The sequence below is a fragment of the Agrobacterium bohemicum genome (genome assembly GCF_002896715.1).
In the GTDB taxonomy this organism is placed as follows: Bacteria; Pseudomonadota; Alphaproteobacteria; order Rhizobiales; family Rhizobiaceae; genus Agrobacterium; species Agrobacterium bohemicum.
Genome location: NZ_PGEL01000020.1, coordinates 164723 through 181070 on the forward strand (window position 1 = coordinate 164723; position 16348 = coordinate 181070).

At 57.3% G+C, this 16348-nt stretch carries 14 protein-coding genes; 9 read left to right on the forward strand and 5 right to left on the reverse strand.

Going from position 1 to position 16348, the window contains the following annotated elements; translation table 11 throughout:
• The first annotated feature begins 277 nt into the window (after positions 1 to 277).
• Both CUC55_RS06135 and CUC55_RS06140 read left to right on the forward strand, forming a co-directional pair.
• A complete protein-coding gene (locus CUC55_RS06135) occupies positions 278 to 1306 on the forward strand; it encodes a four-carbon acid sugar kinase family protein (protein WP_067652364.1) in 1029 nt (342 codons plus the stop codon).
• 3 nt (positions 1307 to 1309) lie between these two features.
• Entirely contained in the window at positions 1310 to 2014 is a 705-nt protein-coding gene (locus tag CUC55_RS06140) for a FadR/GntR family transcriptional regulator (RefSeq protein WP_103087279.1), read from the forward strand.
• Between the two features lie 60 nt (positions 2015 to 2074).
• On the opposite strand, the gene CUC55_RS06145 is transcribed toward CUC55_RS06140, so the two are convergent.
• From CUC55_RS06145 to CUC55_RS06155, 3 genes are read right to left on the reverse strand one after another with little or no spacing between them, the layout of a single operon-like run.
• The gene (locus CUC55_RS06145; protein WP_067652369.1) at positions 2075 to 3196 is read right to left on the reverse strand and encodes an iron-containing alcohol dehydrogenase; all 1122 of its coding nucleotides are present in this window, start codon (positions 3194 to 3196) and stop codon (positions 2075 to 2077) included.
• Positions 3193 to 4158, reverse strand: coding sequence for a 4-hydroxythreonine-4-phosphate dehydrogenase PdxA (gene pdxA / locus CUC55_RS06150; protein ID WP_067652371.1), 966 nt, complete (start codon positions 4156 to 4158; stop codon positions 3193 to 3195). Before pdxA ends, CUC55_RS06145 begins: the two co-directional genes overlap by 4 nt.
• Positions 4159 to 4161: 3 nt before the next feature.
• A complete protein-coding gene (locus CUC55_RS06155) occupies positions 4162 to 5352 on the reverse strand; it encodes a sialidase family protein (protein WP_067652373.1) in 1191 nt (396 codons plus the stop codon).
• A gap of 351 nt (positions 5353 to 5703) precedes the next feature.
• Between CUC55_RS06155 and CUC55_RS06165 the strand changes: the two genes are divergently transcribed.
• From CUC55_RS06165 to CUC55_RS06185, 5 genes are all read left to right on the forward strand, one after another.
• Positions 5704 to 7221: an ABC transporter substrate-binding protein gene (locus CUC55_RS06165; protein WP_103087281.1), complete on the forward strand. Its 1518-nt coding sequence runs from the start codon at positions 5704 to 5706 to the stop codon at positions 7219 to 7221.
• Between the two features lie 200 nt (positions 7222 to 7421).
• Complete coding sequence (locus tag CUC55_RS06170) at positions 7422 to 8336, forward strand: ABC transporter permease (RefSeq protein ID WP_103087282.1); 915 nt, start codon at positions 7422 to 7424, stop codon at positions 8334 to 8336.
• 95 nt (positions 8337 to 8431) lie between these two features.
• Positions 8432 to 9298, forward strand: a complete 867-nt coding sequence (locus tag CUC55_RS06175; RefSeq protein ID WP_170063832.1) for an ABC transporter permease — start codon at positions 8432 to 8434, stop codon at positions 9296 to 9298.
• Positions 9291 to 10910, forward strand: a complete 1620-nt coding sequence (locus tag CUC55_RS06180) for an ABC transporter ATP-binding protein (protein WP_103087283.1) — start codon at positions 9291 to 9293, stop codon at positions 10908 to 10910. The genes CUC55_RS06175 and CUC55_RS06180 overlap by 8 nt, the downstream gene beginning before the upstream one ends.
• A 22-nt stretch (positions 10911 to 10932) precedes the next feature.
• A complete protein-coding gene (locus CUC55_RS06185) occupies positions 10933 to 11829 on the forward strand; it encodes a dihydrodipicolinate synthase family protein (RefSeq protein ID WP_103087317.1) in 897 nt (298 codons plus the stop codon).
• Between the two features lie 195 nt (positions 11830 to 12024).
• Here CUC55_RS06185 and CUC55_RS06190 read toward each other — a convergent pair whose 3' ends face one another.
• A complete protein-coding gene (locus tag CUC55_RS06190) occupies positions 12025 to 12861 on the reverse strand; it encodes a helix-turn-helix domain-containing protein (RefSeq protein ID WP_103087284.1) in 837 nt (278 codons plus the stop codon).
• A gap of 135 nt (positions 12862 to 12996) precedes the next feature.
• Here CUC55_RS06190 and CUC55_RS06195 point away from each other — a divergent pair, with 135 nt between their 5' ends.
• Together CUC55_RS06195 and CUC55_RS23560 are read left to right on the forward strand one after the other, a co-directional pair.
• Positions 12997 to 14013 (forward strand): fatty acid desaturase, encoded by a 1017-nt coding sequence (locus tag CUC55_RS06195; RefSeq protein ID WP_103087285.1) that lies wholly within the window; start codon positions 12997 to 12999, stop codon positions 14011 to 14013.
• A gap of 306 nt (positions 14014 to 14319) precedes the next feature.
• Positions 14320 to 14805, forward strand: coding sequence for a phosphate/phosphite/phosphonate ABC transporter substrate-binding protein (locus CUC55_RS23560; RefSeq protein ID WP_425352759.1), 486 nt, complete (start codon positions 14320 to 14322; stop codon positions 14803 to 14805).
• A 28-nt stretch (positions 14806 to 14833) separates the two neighbouring features.
• Here CUC55_RS23560 and CUC55_RS06205 read toward each other — a convergent pair whose 3' ends face one another.
• Complete coding sequence (locus CUC55_RS06205) at positions 14834 to 16321, reverse strand: HAL/PAL/TAL family ammonia-lyase (protein ID WP_103087287.1); 1488 nt, start codon at positions 16319 to 16321, stop codon at positions 14834 to 14836.
• Positions 16322 to 16348 lie beyond the last annotated feature (27 nt).

A 16348-nucleotide genomic window follows, 5' to 3' on the forward strand; every position in this document is an offset into this window, starting at 1 on the left:
ACATCAGATGTGGCAGGGATTGCGACAGATTCAATGTGCTACACGACATGCGATCGTTGATACGCCACATCCTGCAAAGTGGGCAGACAACTTCTGTAACTATCCTCAGCAGAGGACCTCCGCTCAACTTGGATATTCTACACCAATAACGGCGAGCGCTGGCAGTCATTCAGCGATACGGAGCCTGCAACATGATTTGTTCGGATATCGTGATGAATGATTGACAATAAAGCGNTTTTTGCAATTATAAAGATAACAACTTTATAAGGTAAAAATTATGTTGGCCATTCTTGCGGACGATTTGACCGGCGCGCTTGATTCGGCAGCCCCTTTCGCTTCGCGTGGCCTTCATGCATACATCGCGCTGGATTTAAAGACTGTTCCCGACATCGTCGCAGATAAGCCGGATGTGATTTCGATAAATCTTAACACCCGTGAGATCGGCGCCGACGATGCAAGGATAGCAACCGCGGCCGCAATTCGTTTGTTGCCGACCGGGACGCGCCTGTTCAAGAAGGTCGACTCGCGACTTAAGGGTAATATTGTTGCTGAACTCGATGCTATCCCCTACTCCCGCGCACTCGCCGCACCCGCTATTCCGGCGTTCGACCGTATTGTCGAGGCAGGTCACGTCACAGGTCACGGTATTGAAAAGCCGATATCGATAGCAGATCGCTTCGGTTCGCATTTCGCCCGTATCAATGCGCCTGACACGGGGACGCAGGCCGACATGGAAGAGGCGCTCGCTGCCGCCGAACGCGATGGCATAGACCTTTTGATCGGCGCGCGCGGCCTTGCCGATGCCCTTGCCTGCCGCATGACCAAGGGCGCGTCTTCGCAACTGGTGATGATCCCCGCCGGCCGCGCTACATTTGTCATTGGTTCACGCGATCCGATTACACTTGTCCAGATAGACGCACTTCGCTCTGCCATGAACTTGCATTACGTGGCCGCGCCGAATGGTCATTCAGAAGATGCGATAGGCCCGGACGTCGCGCTGACCTTGATACAAGCAACACCGGGTACTCGGGACGTAAACCCGCTAGCGGTCGCAGAGGCTCTTGGCGATAGCCTTAGAGACAGCCTGTCGCGGCACTTCGACACGTTGCTTCTTTCGGGTGGCGCCACGGCTGATGCCGTTATGCGCAGCCTTGGTGTGTCACGGCTTCATCTGCACGGTGAATGCCTGCCGGGGCTCGGCGTCGCCTCGGCAAATGGGCGCACCATCATTGCCAAATCAGGCGGGTTCGGGCATCCAGATACCCTCAAGATAGTTGCAGACATGGTTCTGCGAAAGGCAAGTTGATATATGGGACTGGAAGCCGGAATCGCTCGTAAAGGCCTTGCCGACATCGTGTTCGAGCGCATGCTGCGCGCTATTAAATCAGGCGCCTATAATTCTGACGAACGTCTGCCCACCGAACACGAACTCGCCGCTGAGTTTGAGGTCTCGCGCCCTGTTATTCGCGAAGCGCTCAAGCGTCTGCGCGATCAGGGCCTGATCTATTCGCGCCGCNGCGCGGGTAGTTTTGTGCGCTCCGTCGGACTTCGGCAGCCACTTGGCTTCGGCCAGTTGGAAAATGTCGCCGATCTGTTGAATTGCTACGAGTTTCGCCTGACGCTTGAGCCTGCAGCAGCAGCGGCAGCAGCCAGCCGCCATGACGCCGACAGCCTGAAAGCCATCAGGCAGGCACTTGAACTGCTCCGCGATGCCACGAATAGGCAATCGCACCGTGAGGACGCCGACTTTCAGTTTCACCTGGCCATAGCCCGCGCTGCCCAGAACACTTATTTCTCCACTGCAATGGAAGCACTGAAAGACCACATTGCGGTCGGCATGAAATTCCACGGTGCGTCTATCCGTCGTGAAGCCACAGGCCTGACCCGTGTCTTCGCTGAACATGAGGCTATTGCCAAAGCAATTGCCGATGGCCAAGAGGACGATGCGAGAAGGCTAATGTTCGAGCATCTTCAGGGATCGCGCGGACGGCTTTTTCAAGCCTCGCAGAAATAGGCCGATCAAACCAAAAAGGCAGCACATATGCGCTGCCTTTTCCTGCTGTACTGACGTTGCTTAGAAACTGGCCTTGTAGACGTCGAGGACGTCATCGACGCTCATATCTGCCGGATTATTGTCCATCAAACGACGGATGGCATGCGCATCGGCAGCGTAGCGCGACAAATCAGCCTCGGTCGCACCATGTTTCGCAAGTGACATCTCGATCCCGAGATCGGAACAGAAGCCACGAGCGCTGTCTTGCAACTGTGTCTGCGACAGACCAGCCCCAAGACCGAGCGCTTCGGCAACTTCCGCCGTTTTGGCCGAAACGACGGGCTGATTGAAAGCAAGCACATGCGGGAACACGATTGCATTGGCCAATCCGTGTGGGAGGTGCAGCAGCGTTCCAAGCGGATAGGCGATGGCATGACCTGCCGCCGTGTTGACGGGTCCAAGGCAGATCCCGCCGTAATAGGAAGCCAGCATCAACCCTTCGCGTGCTTCCCGATCCGACCCGTCACGCACCGCGCGACCCAGAAATTTACCGACGAGGTGAAACCCCATGCGGGCAAAGCCATCGATCATCGGATGCGAGCGTTTGCTGGTGAAGGATTCGACGCAATGCGCCATGGCATCCACGCCCGTTGCGGCCGTTACCGCAGGAGGTACCGAATAGGTCAGTTCGGGATCGAGCACGGCGAGATCGGCAATCAGATGCGGGCTTTCGACCGCGATCTTGTTGCCCTTGACTGGATCGGTGATCAGCGAGCGGATGCCCGCTTCCGAGCCGGTGCCAGCCGTGGTGGCAATCTGCGCCAGCCGGGTTCGGCGGCCCGCCACTTTGTTAGGGCCTGCGACATCGGCAAGCGTCTGTTCGCCATCCCACAGGGCGGCGACCAGCTTGGCCACATCCATCACCGAACCGCCGCCGAGACCGATGACGAGATCAGGTTTGGCCACGCGTGCCGCTGCCAGCGCTGCATCGAGCGTGGATATCTCAGGCTCGCCCGGAATGGCGTCGAACAAGGCGACTTTGCCAGGCAGTTTCATACGGTCAACGAAGCTGCCGGTGATCGGCGAGGCAATGACCAGCGTCGAGGAGACCTCTCCGACCCAGTTGGCGACGTCGCCGATTGTTCCGGCACCGACGATCAGCCGCTTTGGCTGATGCAGGGTGATGATGGGAGTGCTCGTCATGCCTGCGCTCCCTTGGAAGCGCCGCCAGCCACGAGCTTGCGGGCGTATGCAATGGCGGACAGCATGTTGCCGTGATTGGCGATGCCCTTGCCAGCGATGTCGAAGGCCGTTCCGTGATCGACAGAGGTGCGGTCGATGGTGAGATCCACGGAAACGTTCACCGCCGTATCGAAGGCGACAAGCTTGATCGGGATATGCCCCTGATCGTGATACTGTGCTACGACGAGATCGAAGCCACCGGAATAGGCGCGGTGGAACACCGTGTCGGCGGAAATCGGACCATAAGCATCAATGCCTTCGGCGCGAGCGGCGGCAACGGCGGGCGCGATCTGATCGTCATCCTCCGTGCCGAAAAGGCCGTTTTCACCGCAATGCGGGTTAATCCCGGCAACCGCAATGCGCGGGCGCTCGTAACCGGTGCGTTTCAGGTGGTCGTTGCCAGCCTTGATGGTCGCCAGAACCCGCTCGGTCGTGGCGCGACGGATTGCTTCCTGCAATGACACATGGGTGGAAACATGGATGACCTTCAGTTTTTCCGAGGCCAGCAGCATATAGGCCGCGGCTGATTTGGTCAGGCTGCGCAGCATGCCGGTGTGGCCATCATAGTGGTGGCCAGCAAGATTAAGCGCCTCCTTGTTGATCGGCGCAGTCACGATGCAGCCGATCGATCCAGCCTCAGCATCGCGCACTGCTTTTTCGATAAAGCGGAAAGCCGCATCACCGGCAACAGGCGACAGTTGACCCCAGGCCAACGGCGCACCTTCGATCGGCAGATCGACCACATAGGGCGCCAGATCAATATCGACATTCAGCGCCTTGCGTGCCGCTTCCAGTGTTGGCAGGTTACCGTAGATGCGCGTGGCGGCGCGATCCGCCTCATCCATTTCGGCCAGCGCCCGCACCGTGATTTCCGGTCCGACACCGCAGGGGTCACCCATGGTGATACCAATGATATTGCTCATGATTTATCTCCCGTCTTCCGCACGTGCCCAGCCCGGAGCCAGACGAACATATTTGATAGCGCGCCGATAATAGGTGTAGGCTATGTGGAGACTGCCATCGGCTCCCTCAAGCAGCCACGGATAGGACATTTCCTTGTTGTGACCGTCAATGGAGTTATTCGAAAGGCAGGTACCGGGACCATCTTCGATGGTGATCCGCTGCGGAAAGCTTTTTGCGCCATCTTCTGAAATGCAGACCGTGATTGGTGCACGCGGCACACCCCAGATCGGCACGCAGCCACCATCGGGGTTGGCATCAGGCCGGTCGTCATCCTCGCCCAACTCATCATAGAGTGAGGCGCGGCGGTCGCTCGACACGGCGGCATTGGTTGGATTGCAGATCATCGCGATACGGCCATCGTTTAAACGGATCGCGGCAATGGACGAATTGTTGTTGGGCACATCGGTCGCCTGGGGCGCCGACCATGTGCGACCGCCATCGGCACTTTCCGTGCGATAGACGAAATCGGCCTGACGACGGCGGAACACCGCAGCCAGCTTTTCGTCGCCAATCACCAAGGGACTCATATGCACGCAGCCTGTGGACTGGTCGATATCCTCCAGACGCCAGGTCTTGCCGCCATCTTCGGAAATGCCGACCGCAGCGCGGTCATGGCTGCCGTTCCATTTCTGGCCCGGACGCTGGATGCAACGGAAGATCGGCAAAAGCCATGCGCCGTCCGCCCGAACTATCAGTGGCGCACGAACGAAGCAGCCACGCGGCAGGTCGAGATAACGTCCCTCACCCGCCGTCAGTCTGGTCGGGTCCGAGGCGTGGCGCGAAACCTCCGCCATCCGGATACAGCATTCATCCTGATTGCCTGATGGCTGCGACGTATGGAACAGCAACAGCGTGTTGCCGGGCGCTGCAAACAGCACCGGGTTCTGCTCGGAATGATCAGGATCGAAACTCAGCCGCTGCGGCTCGCCCCATTTATTGGACCCCGCTGCCAGAACCGACGCGAAGATGGAAATATCCGATTTTCCCTCCAGCGTACCGCCAAACCAAGCGCAGATGAGCGCGCCATCATCGGTCAGGTGCAGGAAGGATGCGTGGTTCTGAATCATCGGCGAGGCCAGCACGGCCTCATGTCGTCCTTTTCCGGCAGCTTCAACTTTGCCGGTCATGACGGTTGCAATCTGCTCAGGCGTCATCACGGTCTCCTCTTACAGCTACGAAAATCACAAAAATCATAAAGTTGTCAAGTTTGNAAAGTATGGAAACTTGCTATTTTTGACGTAATCAATATCAATATCTATATGAAATATAACATATTTATCCGTATGAATTTTTCACAAAATGACGGCAATGAATATTTAATTTGACAAACTTGCAAGGAAATCCGATGGTCTGCGCCAGCCCACTTATGGCGACATCAAGAGAACGAGGTATCTCTGGTGGCGCATAGGGCTTCAAGGAGGAATGCATTCAAACCGCGTCGCATCGATGCCGTCGCGAGGTGAGTAATAAGCGGTGCGATCTGCACCTATAGGGAGGAGAATGACATGAAAACCTCACATCNTTTCGGAGCCATTCTGGGTTCCGTTCTCGTACTCAGCACCGGCATCGCACCGGTCAAGGCCGCGTCGACGGATATCAAGATCGTTCTGCCTGAAGAGGCCGACCTGCTCGAGCCCTGCATGGCGACACGCTCCAATATCGGGCGCGTCATCATGGAAAATGTCAGCGAAACGCTGACCGAGCTCGACGTGCGTGGCAAACAGGGTGTCATGCCCCGCCTTGCCGAAAAATGGGAACAGACCGGCGATGGCGCCTGGCGTTTTCACCTGCGTCAGGGCGTCAAATTCTCCGACGGCAAGACCTTTGGTGCCAAGGATGTCAAATACAGCTTCGACCGCATTTTCAGCGACAAGAACATCTGCGAGTCGCGCCGTTATTTCGGCGGCATGAAGTTTGACGTTAAAGTCGTTGACGACAACACCATCGATTTCAAGGTCGATCCGGTTCAGCCGATCCTGCCGCTGCTGCTCTCCCTCGTCACCATTGTTCCGGATGGAACGCCGCTGGCATTCGTGCGCGAGCCTATCGGCACCGGCCCCTACAAGCTGTCCAACTGGACGCCGGGCCAGCAGATCGTTCTCGATGCCCGTGACGATTATTGGGGCAAGAAGCCCGCCGTCACCAAGGCCACATATCTATTCCGTGCCGATCCAGCCGTTCGCGCCGCCATGGTTCAAGCCGGTGAAGCTGGTCTCGCTCCGTCGATTTCCCAGGTGGATGCGACCAACGACAAGACGGACTTCTCCTATCTCGACAGCGAAACGGTGTATCTGCGCCTCGATGGCAATATCGCGCCGCTCAACGATGTCCGCGTTCGCAAGGCGCTGAACCTTGCCATCGACCGGCAGGCGTTTATCGGCACGCTCGTTCCGCAGGACGCCGTTCTCGCAACTGCCTTGGTGCCGCCGACGACGCTTGGATGGAACCCGGACGTCAAGGTTTTCCCTTACGATCCCGATCAGGCAAAGAAGCTGCTTGAAGAAGCCAAGGCCGCTGGCGTTCCGGTCGACACCCCGATCACCATCATTGCGCGCACAGCCAATTTCCCGAATGTGACGGAAATCATGGAAGCCGTGCAGGCGCAGTTGCAGGACGTTGGTTTCAAGGTCGAGCTGCGCTTCGTCGAAGTCGCCGAGCATGAGGTCTATTACTCGAAGCCGTTCAAGGAAGGCCGTGGTCCGCAGATCGTTGCTGCCATGCACGACAATTCCAAGGGCGACCCATCGTTTACGATGTTCTTCAAGTACGATACCAACGGCACACAGTCGGGCTTTTCCGACAAGACCGTGGATGACCTGATCGCCCGCGCATCTGCCGCGACCGGTGACGAACGCGCAAAACTCTGGTCACAGCTGATCGCCTATGTCCATGACGATCTGGTTGCCGATGTCCTCCTGTTCCACATGGTCGGTTACTCCCGTGTGTCGGAACGTCTGGACTTCAAGCCCACCATCGCCACCAACTCCATGCTGCAGCTCTCGGAGATTGGCTTCAAAAAGTAAGCCCTGAAGACACCATCCTGCCAGCCTTGATCGGGTCACGGTCATGTGGGCAGGATGGAAATTCCTCCTTGAACAGAGGTCAGAGCGGCACGTCATCATTTGCCGCTCTGCCGATCCAACCAGAGGGCGTTTGATCGTCCTGTCGACGTGAAGTGGACGGCGAAACCTTTGCCGGCCATTCCAGCTAGATCGAGGTCTCAATGCTCAGATTCATCCGCAAACGCGCCCTCGCCAGCCTTATCTCGCTGATAGGGCTTCTGGTCATGGTGNTTTTTCTGTCCCGTCTGACCGGTGACCCTGCGTCATTGTTTCTTCCCGTCGAAGCCTCCGCTCAGATGAAAGCCGAGTTTCGTGCCCTGCACGGGCTGGACCAGCCGCTTCTTGTGCAGTTCGTCCAATACGTCGGCAATGTCATGACGGGCGATCTCGGCGAGAGCTTGCGTAAGGCCCGCCCTGCCCTAGACGTGGTGCTCGAGGCTTTCACTTGGACGTTGTGGCTTGCCGTCATCACCATGACCTTGGTGACCATCTGCGCCATCGTCGTCGGGTCGCTCGCCGCATTCCGCACCGGCGGTTTCTTCGACCGCTTCTCCTCGATGGTCTCGCTGATCGGCGCATCGGTGCCTGACTTCTGGCTGGCCATCGTCGCCATCGTCGTGTTCGCCATCCAGCTTTCCTGGCTGCCCACCTCCGGTACCGGCACGTTGTCCCACTGGATTTTGCCGATCGGCGTGCTGTTCGTGCGCCCCTTCGGCATCATCGTGCAGGTCGTACGCGGATCGATGATCTCGGCGCTGTCGTCTGCTTACGTCAAGACAGCGTGCGCCAAGGGCGTGAAATCCGGCCCGATCATCTTCATTCACGCGCTGCGCAATGCGATGCTGCCCGTCATCACCGTCATCGGAGACCAGGCCGCGAGCCTTCTCAATGGCGCTGTCGTTATCGAGACGATCTTCGGTTTCCCCGGCGTTGGCAAGCTGATGATCGACAGCATTCTGCAGCGTGACTTCAACGTCGTGCTGGCGGCAATCCTCCTCACCGCTTTCGCCATCTTCCTCATGAACCTCGTGATCGACCTTGCCTATGCGCTGCTCGATCCGCGCATCCGCTACTGAGGATCGATATGACCATGGCCATTCAATCCCCCAACACCGCCGATAACAGCAGCGCAAAAGAACCCGTCACTGAAGAAGCCAGCGCCATCGTGCGCATGGCACGCATGCTCTGGGCAGACAAGTTTGCGCTCTGTGCCGCGATCTTTCTCATCCTTGTGATCATCCTCGCAATTATCGGCCCGACCCTGCTCAACGAACTCGCGACCAAACAGAACCTGCGTGGCCGTAACCTCGCGCCGTTCGATTTCAGCCGCGAATGGTTCATGTGGCTCGGTGCCGATGCGCTGGGGCGGCCGCTGTGGCCACGCATCATTGTTGCAACGCAGAACACCATCATGGTCGCCGCCGGGGCAGTCTTCATATCTGCCGTCGTTGGCACGCTGCTGGGCCTGATCGCAGGCTTTTCGTCACAGCGCACCAGCCAGATCATCATGCGCCTTGCCGACGTCATCATGTCGTTCCCCTCGCTGCTTGTCGCAGTAATCGTGCTCTACATTCTGGGTTCTTCGATCCTCAACCTGATGCTGGTTCTGTCGATTACGCGTATCCCCGTCTATCTCCGTACCACGCGCGCCGAGGTGATGGAGATCCGCAGTCGTATGTTCGTGCAGGCGGCACGTGTCATGGGCGCGTCGTCCAAGCGCATCCTGTTCCGCCACATCCTGCCCGTCGTTCTGCCAACGCTCACGACCCTGGCGACGCTGGATTTCGCCTATGTCATGCTGGCGGAAAGTGCCTTATCCTTCCTCGGCATCGGCATTCAGCCGCCTGAGATCACCTGGGGTCTGATGATCAGTCAGGGCCGTCAGTATCTCACCAATGCCTGGTGGCTGTCCTTCTGGCCGGGTCTGGCAATCATCCTCACCACGCTATCACTCAACCTTCTGTCCAACTGGCTGCGTATTGCGCTCGACCCCGTCCAGCGTTGGCGCCTGGAAATGAAAGGACCGAAAAATGGCTGATCATTTGCTGGAGGTCTGCAACCTCTCGGTGGACTTCTATACCGCTACCGGAACTGTCAAAGCTGTGCGCAACATCTCGTACCATCTGGACCGTGGCGAAACGCTCGCCATTCTGGGTGAGAGCGGTTCTGGCAAGTCGGTTTCATCCTCTGCGATCATGAACCTGATCGACATGCCGCCCGGCAAGATTTCGTCTGGCGAAATCCTGCTCAACGGCAAGGACCTTTTGAAGATGAGTGCGGAGGACCGCCGGGCCGTCAATGGCCGCCTCATCGCCATGANTTTTCAGGACCCGCTCAGCCACTTGAACCCGGTCTACACGGTCGGCTGGCAGATGCGCGAAGCGCTAAGAACGCACGGTATCGATAACCGCCAAGCCCAGGCCGAAGCCTTGCGTCTGTTCAAACGGGTGGCCCTACCGGAGCCTGAAAAGGCGCTCGACAAATATCCACACGAATTTTCCGGTGGCCAGCGACAGCGCGTGATGATCGCCATGGCGCTGGCGTTGAAACCCGACCTGCTGATCGCGGACGAACCGACCACAGCGCTCGACGTCACGGTGCAAGCGGAGGTTCTGGCGCTGCTCAAGGAACTGCAACGCGAAACCGGCATGGGTGTTCTGATCATCACCCACGATCTCGGCGTCGTGTCGGAAGTCGCTGACCGTGTGGTCGTCATGGNAAAAGGCGTGCTGGTCGAAAGTGGCACCGTTCGCGAAGTCTACCGCAATCCACAGCACCCCTATACCAAGAAACTGATCGCAGCAGCCCCCGGCAAGGGTCAATTGCACGAGCCTTCTACCGATGGCGAGCCGATCCTGAAGGTTCGGGATGCCCGCAAGTCCTATGGCGGTTTCGAAGCACTGAAGGGCATTTCCTTTGATCTGAAGGCCGGCGAAACGGTTGCTGTCGTCGGTGAAAGCGGTTCTGGAAAATCCACCCTCGCCCGCATTCTGTTGCGCCTCGATGACCCGGATAGCGGCACGGCGCATTGGAAAGGCCAAGACCTTTTTGCGCTTTCGCCGGGCGATCTCTTCAAACTGCGCCGCGACCTGCAAATGGTGTTTCAGGACCCGACCCAATCGCTCAATCCGCGCATGACGGTTTACCAGTTGATATCCGAGGCCTGGGTCATTCACCCGGAGATTCTGCCCAAGGCGAACTGGCGCGCACGCGCCGCAGAATTGCTAGATCAAGTCGGGCTGTCGCCCGAACATATGGGCCGCTACCCGCATCAGTTCTCCGGTGGCCAGCGTCAGCGTATCGCCATTGCTCGCGCGCTTGCGCTGGAGCCGCAACTGATCGTTTGTGACGAGGCCGTTTCGGCGCTCGACGTATCGGTGCAGGCGCAGGTGGTGAGGCTGCTCGACAAGCTGAGCCGAGAGATGGGAATTGCCTTCATCTTCATCGCTCACGACCTGCCTCTGGTGCGCGANTTTGCAGACTACGTCATGGTCATGCAGAAAGGTGAGGTGGTCGAGTTCGGCACAGTTGCGCAAGTCTTCAACAATCCACAGCAGCGCTACACACGAGCCCTGATTTCCGCCACCCTCGACCCTGACCCGGACGTCCAGGCGGCCAACCGGAATGCTCGCCTCGCCAGCGTTTCCTGATTGAATGACCGGAGTATAGATGATGACCAGAAAAGCGTCCGTCGCGATCGTGACCTGCTTTAACGATGACGAGACTATCAATTACGACGCCACCCGCGCGCAGGTTCGCCGTCAAGTGGTTGCCGGCAACAACATCATGTGCGCTGGCACCAATGGCGATTTCACCGCGCTCACTCATTCCGNAAAAATCCGGCTTTTGGAAGAAGTGGTCGATGAAGTCGACGGTAAGGTCGATGTCATCGTCAATGCCGGTATGCCCGCGACTTTCGAGACGCTGCAGCTTGCCAAGGAATTCGACCGCATCGGCGTCAAGGGCATTGCCGTCATCACACCATTCTTCATAGCCTGCACGCAGGATGGTCTGGTTCGCCACTTTTCGACGGTGGCAGATGCGGTGAACACGCCGGTCTATCTCTATGACATTCCAGCGCGCACCCAGAACCACATCGAACCCGAAACGGCGCGAAAACTGGCGGCCCATGGCAATATTGCCGGGATCAAGGATTCCGGCGGGGCGCAGGAGACATTGGAGGCTTACTTGCAGGTCTCAAAGGAGGTCAATGGATTCGAGGTCTATTCCGGCCCTGATCATCTCGTCCTCTGGGCACTGCNAAATGGAGCCGCGGGCTGCATCTCCGGTCTCGGCAACGCGATGCCCGACGTTCTTGCCGGTATCGTCAATGGTTTCAATTCTGGAGACATTGCGGAAGCGGAACGTCAACAGTCCGTTTACACCGCCTTCCGCACGGACCTCTATGCCCACGGTTTTCCTCCGGCGATGGTCAAACGCGCGCTCTATTTGCAGGACGCGTCTGTCGGCGCAAGTCGCCAGCCCGCATTGATGCCCAATACCGAACAGGACGATAAGATCAGAGACATCCTCAGAAAATACGATCTTTTGACCGTACGTGCCGCTTGAGTATTGCTTGACGGGGGTAATGGATCAACCGTGTGCGGGAGCCATGCACCCCCTGCCGCNGGGATGCGGGTGCCGCAATTGAGGGGGCGACCGGGCCGGTGGAGGCAACGCCCAATACCTTGATGACTTGTCGNTTTGCAGTTGATGGTAAGGCCCTGATTGATCACCTTGAGCAGCGCGGTTCACGATTGGCCACTATCTGATGTCTAGNTTTTTTACNAAATCAGCAGTCTCATGGGCGTGAATGCATGTGAAACGGATCAGTTCATCGAAGTGGCACTGCATCTTGCGGATGGCTTCCGCGTTGTTGAGAACAAGATACATGCCGCCCACGAAAAGCGCTGCCCGTTGCGAGCCAAAGATGGTGTAGGGCACGGAAAAACGTTCTTTTTCATTGAACAGAAACAGTCTGAATGACGGATAGAGTTCGCTGATCAATGCAGACATGTGCTGGAGTTGCTCTGCACGTATGTGGGGATCCAATCCGCTCCACATGCCGTGCCCATGTGCAAATGCCTCCAGAGTTTCGCGAGGCATGCACACTTCCATGTCGGTGCCAGGCTGCCGGTTGTAGTCGAGACGAAAGGCCGTTTCGCTGACCTGCGCCATAACACTTTGATGCGCACCCATCGCTTCGAAAGCGATAATCTCAGGCGTGCGCAGAAGATCAGGAATGCGTGCAGGCACATAGCGGATTTTAGAGCCTGTCGCTTCCGCATGCCATTTCATCAAAAGCGTATCGGTGTAATCCGCCCCGCCTTCCTCGATCTCGAAGCTTGGTCGCAGTTCACCCATCAAGCCCTGATCGTGGGAAAGGCCAAGCAGCCAGTCGAGCGAAACCGAGTGGCGCTCGGCAATATTCAGGAGCGTTTCTACGCGCGGAAGCCGTGCGGAATCACCGGAGAGCAGCTGCGAAAGCGCTGATCGATCGATGCCAATCGCAGCAGCNAAGGATGACTGGCTTTCCCCGGCCCGCTCCACCAACTGAATCAGGCGGGCCCGGAACAGGTCCGCAAGGGTTCTTTTGTCCACTTTTCACCTGTTTGTTTATAATTATCATCATATTCCTTAAATTGTGATCAGAATCAACAATTGGTCATCATAAACTCGTTGTGCATAGCAAAAGCGGATGCGACTCTGCCTGTATCGGGGCATCAAGAGCATGAAATGACAGACATATTTCCAAATCCGGCTGCGCCAGCAATCCGCTTGCGCGGCGCAAAAAAACGTTACCGAATTGAATGGCCGACAATAGCGCTCCTAGCCGCCTGTTATGGTTTGTGGATCTGCGCAGGGTATCTGCTATACCCGACACTTCCCTTCATTTCACTCATGCTGATGGGCATAGCGGTGGCGCTGCACTCCTCGCTTCAACATGAAGTTCTGCACGGACACCCAACTCGTAATGCTCGCCTCAACGAAGCATTCGTANTTTTGCCCATTGGTANTTTTTACCCCTACCGCAGCTACAAGCGCACGCATCTGCAGCACCACGCCGATGAGCGTTTGACCGATCCTTTCGACGATCCAGAAAGCTATTACCGGGCGATGGGCGATTGGAAGAAGATGCCATCGTTTCTGAAAATTCTTCTTGGCTGGAACAACACCTTCATCGGCCGTTTGATCATCGGCCCGCCGCTGATGGTGGTTGGTTTCACGCTCGCCGAATGGCGCNAAATTACACATGGGGACCGCCGGGTCATCCATGCCTGGACCTTGCATCTGGCCGGCCTGATCCCGACATTGCTGGTCATATCTTTTGTTTTCGGTATTCCGATCTGGCTTTATGTGAGCGTCGCCGCCTATCTCGGTGTCTCCATCATCGCCATCCGCTCCTATTGCGAACATCAATGGTCCGAGCAGCCGGATGGGCGAACGATCATCGTCGAAAATTCCATTCTGGCGCCGCTGTTCCTCTACAACAACCTGCATTTCGTACATCACAAAATGCCCAATGCCGCATGGTACAAATTGCCATCGCTTTACAGCGCAAGACGGGCCGAGTGGCAAAAGATGAACGACGGATACGTGTTTCATAATTATTTCGAGGTTTTCCGTGCCTTTGCTTTTAATGCCAAGGAGCCGGTGGCGCACCCGGCATTGAGACTGACTGACGCGGTTTCACGAACGTCACCCATATTACCTGTGGCTGACGATATTCCGGCCTATGTAGCTCGAGAATAGAACGAAACGGGATATTCTAACGTGACATGGATTGCCGCACTGCCGATGTATGACTGGCCTGAACTGCGCAACGAAACCGATGCGCTTTGGGAAGATATGCGCAGCCGATTTCTCCACAACGGTATCGATGCGCCTCAAAATCTCATCAGACGCAATGGCGATATGCCGCCCGTTCCCGGCGGCATTTGTGGAGTGGACGGAACCGTCATCGCCGCAGATCCTGCAACGCTTGATCCCGATGACTTTGATCTGGCCGTTCTGTGGCGTCATCCCGACCTGCTGATTTCAAGTACCTGCTGGGGACCAATGGGACATGGCCTGCAAGATCATGTTCAGGTGATCGGACAGAGCGATTATGATGGCATTGAAGGTGGCGAAGGTGAGTTCTACTCCAGCGCCGTCATTGCCCGTAAAGCTGATGGCGGAGAGGCTACTGCCCCTTCACTGGATGGCAAGGCATTGCTGCCACTGGATTTCTTTCACCAGNAAACAATGGCATTCAACGAGCGCCAGTCCTTGTCCGGTTACCTCAGCCTCAAGCGCGATCTCGAGACAGCGGGCGAAAGCCTTGGTTTGTTTGGTAGTCTGCTGGAAACAGGCGCACACCGTTGCTCGATGATATCGCTGGCTGAAGGCCGGGCCGATGTTGCTGCCATCGATTGCAAATCCTGGATGCTCGCGCAGAAATATGAACCTGCCGCGCAAGATCTTCAGGTCATTGGTTGGACTGCTCAACGCAAAGGATTGCCTTTCATCCGCGCCAAGGGACTTGATCTCCCATTCGATATGTAACGTCCATGCCGCGTGAATCCTGATCGCATCAAGCCGGTGGAGCATGCTCACGTAGCAACATCCTGGCTATCTCGATATCCAAGGAAAGTGGTCTGTCGTCCGCGTAAGTCTGGAGGTGTTTTCGAAGCGCATCGTAGAGCGCATTCGTTCCAGCCGCCCGCTCTGCAACGCTTTCGAGGAAATCATGTGCCTGCACTCCGGCCATCCATTCGATGGCCAGAATATATTCGGCATTGTCGAGAAGCGCGAGTAGCTTGTTGGCCGCGGCGGTGGGATGAGCCAGAAAATCCTCTTGCAAACCCGATGTCAGACCGCCATCGGTGGAAGCTGGCGAGGCGAGGCGTCGGTTGTCTGCGACAAGGGCTGCGGCTGTGTACTGCGCGATCATGAAACCGGAATGGCTTCCGGCATCGGTGGCAAGAAAGGGCGGCAAGCCACTCACAAGAGGATTGATCAACCTGTCTATGCGGCGTTCACTCATTGCGGCAATCTGCGCTATAGCGATTGCGAGACTATCCGCTGCCTGACCAAGTGCAGGCGCAACAGCATGGGCCTCCGACGCGACAATGGGATGCTCAGGTGTCCCGAGGATCGCGGGATTGTCTGTAACGGAGGCAAGTTCGCGGTCAACGATGGATGCGCAGACATCGAAGACATCGCGCGCGGCACCATGTGCATGCGGAACTGCCCGCAAGCTCAACGCATCCTGCGTTCGCCTGCCCTGTGCCACCGCAATCAAACCGCTACCATGAAGGCGGGACCGAATTGATGCACCGACGGTCGCGATACCCTTCGAANGGCGCAGTGCCAAAATGGTCTCATCAAAAGCCCCAATCTGACAACCCGCCGCTTCAAGCGTCAACGCCGCAATAGCGTCCGCCCAGTCGAGCAGATGGATGGCGCGAGCGAGCGCCACGCTCGATAGGCCCGTAGCACAGGCGGTCCCGTTGACTAGGCTCAACCCCTCCTTGGCACCCAACACCAGCGGTTTAAGACCCATCGCGTCCAAGGCCTCTCGACCACTGAGCGTGCGACCACTGAGTTGAGCGCGGCCCTCGCCGATCAGGACAAGTGCGATATGTGCGTTATGCGTCAAATAGCCTGCCGAGCCGCGCGACGGCACGTGGGGAATGCAGTCGTGCTCCAGCAGCATTGTCAGATGCGAAACGATTTCGCGCCGGACGCCAGAATGGCCGTGGGCAAAATTGGCAACCTGCGCGGCGATGATAGCTCGTACTTCACGAGCGTCCAGCAGTGGACCGACACCGCAGGCATGACTGAGGACGATGGAGTGTGAAAGTTGGCCTTGAACCGTGCGATCAACCACCGTATCCGATAAAGCGCCCACACCGGTATTGATACCGTAGGCACGGACACCGCTCGCAATGATGTTGTCCACGATTAGGCTTGCCAGATCGATTCTTGAATAGGCTGCCTCCGAGAGGGAAAGCACCTCACCTTCGCTGATGCGCGCAACGGCGCGCCAGTCCAGCCCGTTATCCAGAAGAACGGTCATGAGGTTTTCCTAGCGGATGCTGACGGC